General features: G+C 48.4%; 1 protein-coding gene and 1 tRNA gene. Both read left to right on the forward strand.

Going from position 1 to position 3,327, the window contains the following annotated elements; genetic code table 11:
* The first annotated feature begins 1,014 nt into the window (after positions 1-1,014).
* A complete protein-coding gene (locus tag PX636_RS04530; RefSeq protein WP_002799032.1) occupies positions 1,015-2,841 on the forward strand; it encodes a peptidoglycan DD-metalloendopeptidase family protein in 1,827 nt (608 codons plus the stop codon).
* Positions 2,842-2,932: 91 nt separating this feature from the next.
* Positions 2,933-3,006, forward strand: a tRNA-Met gene (locus PX636_RS04535).
* The last annotated feature ends 321 nt before the right edge of the window (positions 3,007-3,327 follow it).

Genomic DNA, 3,327 nt, shown 5'->3' on the forward strand with positions numbered 1-3,327 from the left:
GTGCTTTGCTTCTAATTATGACTCTTAAACTATATTATTGTCTTTGAGGAAAAAATGCAAGTTATAGCCGTGCAAAGTATAGTTTTCGGTACTCGTTAGAGTCCATGCGTTTTTAAGAGGTTATCCGCACCTCTGTGCAAAGAAGCCCAACCACTAGCCTTTCCTACTTGTGTTTTTTATACCACTCACGGGCGGTTTAACTTAAAGGAGGTTGCCTTTGGTCTGCTGGCATTGTAGCCTATTTACAACACAGCAATGCTCTAAAGTTGATAAATATCAATCTAACAAAAACTTAAAGGCTTAGTGTACAAGCTTTACAAGCATAAGTTGTTGATAGTTTTACATGACAGGTTCGTTAGAGCCAAAAGTTAAAGTAATCAAGCCGCCCTCCGCTCCGCTAAAGGGCGGGGTTTTCAACCCAAATTTTCGATAAGGAACAGGCGCTCACCATCCTTGAATTAGCGAAGGAAATGCTGACAGCCTTTTTCTCATCAAGACGAAGTGTCACCTAATTTGCTATGGACGACCGACACCTCACACCCCACACCCTGCCCCCAGAAAAAATTTTTTCGGCAAACCCTATTTATCCGGTATTGACCTTGAATAGCCATCGTTGCTCCTTTCGAGCAGCGAATGATTAATAATTTCTTTCTAAACGGCAAAACAGATAAAAAATTTCTATGAAAAAACTGGCAAAAATTGGCAAGACGAAAAATGCTGATCAGCTTGGAACATCTGAGATAGAGCATCGTCAATCTGGACATTCAAAATGTCACCAACTTGCCGTGATCCCGATGCTAATAGTCAGAGGGAGACTTGCACAATTTCAAAATCTAAGTTAATCTCTCCTAAAAGTCACCTTTAGGTATTTTGACTAAAAAGAAAGTTGCCTAACTTCTACTCTAGCCTCAAGGCTAATGCTGAAAGCTAGAATCATCGGCTTAATCGACTGGCTCTGGCTAACTCTTTACACCACAGGAGGTCTGTTTGAAAGAGACTTTTATCCACAACCCCATGACATCCGCTACCCCGGAACAGAATTGCACTGCTGAGTCTAACCGAGTCCGTTACTCAGTTGCCCTGCTGGGATTAGCACTCTCTCTGGGAGTACCTAGCATTCTCAACTCCACCTCAGAATCAGCCCAGGCCGCCAATTCTGTACCCTTAGAATGGGAAGTAATTGACCTGTCCCAAAAAGCAAAAGGTGCGGGTAAAGAACTAAAAGAACCGCAAATAATCCAATCCCAAGCACTTGCTACCGTCAAATTCATCGCCACATCAGTGGTTGAGCATCAGGTAAAACCGGGAGAATCCCTCTGGAGTTTAGCCGACACCTATCAAACCACCCCCACAGCGATCGCTACCCGCAATAATCTCCCCCCCCAATCCGATCTGATTATCGGACAAACCTTAAAAATTCCCACTCCTGAGCAGTTGCCCCCGGCAGCCCCGGCAGCAACTCCTGAGCAGTTGGATAGTTCCTCTGCTAGTCTGCGTCAAACCCGTCAACGTCTCCAAGAAAGTTTGGCCGCCCTACGGACCGAGGAAATCCCCCATCAGTCCGATTCCGGGGAAACAGTAATCGTCACCGAAACTACCGCTCTCGTTCCCGATAATTCGCCAACTAGCGTCGAGATTCCCGTTATTGCTCCCGAAGAATCCCCCCGACCAACCAGCCAGGTGATCCCGATTCCCGTTCCCACCCCTGAAAGCGATCGCCCGATAGCCACAATTGCCGTTAATCCTCCCTTGACAAGCAGACCGGAAATTCCCAGCGTTGCCCTACGAAATCCGGCTCCTGTGACTGAAATTCCCGCCGTTCCCAATCCTCGGGTCATAGTTCCCCCAGAAAACCAAGTTTATCGGGTTCGGCCAGGGGATACCTTAAACACAATCGCTCGTGTTCTCGGCATCACCCCTTCCGAATTAGCCAGGGAAAACGGCATTGACAACCCCAACCAGATTAAAGTTAATCAAACCCTAGTAATTCCCGACCGTTCTGCCAACGCTAGAGTTAATCAAAATCTTACCCCCTTGCTCGGCGATCGCGCTAGACTCTCCTTTAACCCCAGCAATCGGCAAAATTTCCCCGCCGCAACTGCCACCACGGAGACGGAAGAATTCCCCGAAAATATCACCGGCAGCTATCGGGAAAGATTGCGCCAAGAGGTGGCTAATCTGCGGGAAACTAACCTTTCGGAAACCCAGAAAAGTATCGCTATTCCCGTCGATAATCCCGCAGAAACCGTCGATGAGCGGCAAATAACCCCTAATCCCCAATGGGCTGCCCTTCGTTCTCGTTCTAACCAAAGCACCCCCCCCCAGATTATCGGTTCGGCTCCTACCAATGTGGAAGAATATAATGATCGCCTACGAATCCCCGTCGGCGAAACTGTAGAACCTTCCCTTCCTCCCCTCGCTAATCCCGATGAGTATTTACCTAATCCCACCCCCATTTTTACCGGCTTTATCTGGCCCACCAGGGGTGTGTTAACCTCCGGTTTCGGTTGGCGCTGGGGCAGACCTCATCGCGGCATCGATATCGCCGGTCCAGTGGGTACACCGGTTGTGGCGGCGGCCGCCGGTGAAGTAATCGCCTCCGGTTGGAATTCGGGCGGTTATGGCAATCTGGTGAAACTGCGTCACCCCGATGGTAGCACCACTCTCTATGCCCATAACAGCCGTCTGCTGGTGCGTCGCGGCCAAACTGTTCAGCAAGGCGAGCCAATCGCCCAGATGGGTAGCACCGGTTTTAGCACCGGCCCCCACCTACATTTCGAGGTTCACCCCTCCGGCCAGGGCGCAGTTAATCCCATGGCTTTCCTGCCAGGCAGACGTTAAAGATGCCCAGAAAGGGAAGAAAAAATCTTCCCTTTTTTGCTCTTGTGCAATTGGGTGATTGTGTGTTATGATTGATAACTGTGTAAACAACGGCTTAGTAGCTCAGTTGGTCAGAGCAGGGGACTCATAAGCCCAAGGTCGGCAGTTCAAATCTGCCCTGAGCCATTTTCGGAAAACCTAAGTGTAGAATTTTAGAAATACAAAATTTTGCTTTTTATCTCGTTCCTAGGTAGAACCTGGGAACGCTCCCTTCGGGTTCTACCTGATCACTGTTCCCCACCAAAGCCCTTTTTTGATTCCTGAAAATTCGCACCCATAATTAGGGTTGGCTGAATAAATCTAAAAACCTTGTTGGGTAAGACTTTTAGACTTTTTGTCAATCAAAAAGTCCCCGGCATGGGAGTGATCAGGGGGAAAATTCAGGGACTTTTTCCCTGAAAATTAGGTAATTGGCCACCTCAAAACCGGTAAAACCCCACACCCCAC

The sequence above is a fragment of the Microcystis sp. M53598_WE2 genome (assembly GCF_030067735.1).
GTDB classification, from domain to species: Bacteria; Cyanobacteriota; Cyanobacteriia; order Cyanobacteriales; family Microcystaceae; genus Microcystis; species Microcystis aeruginosa.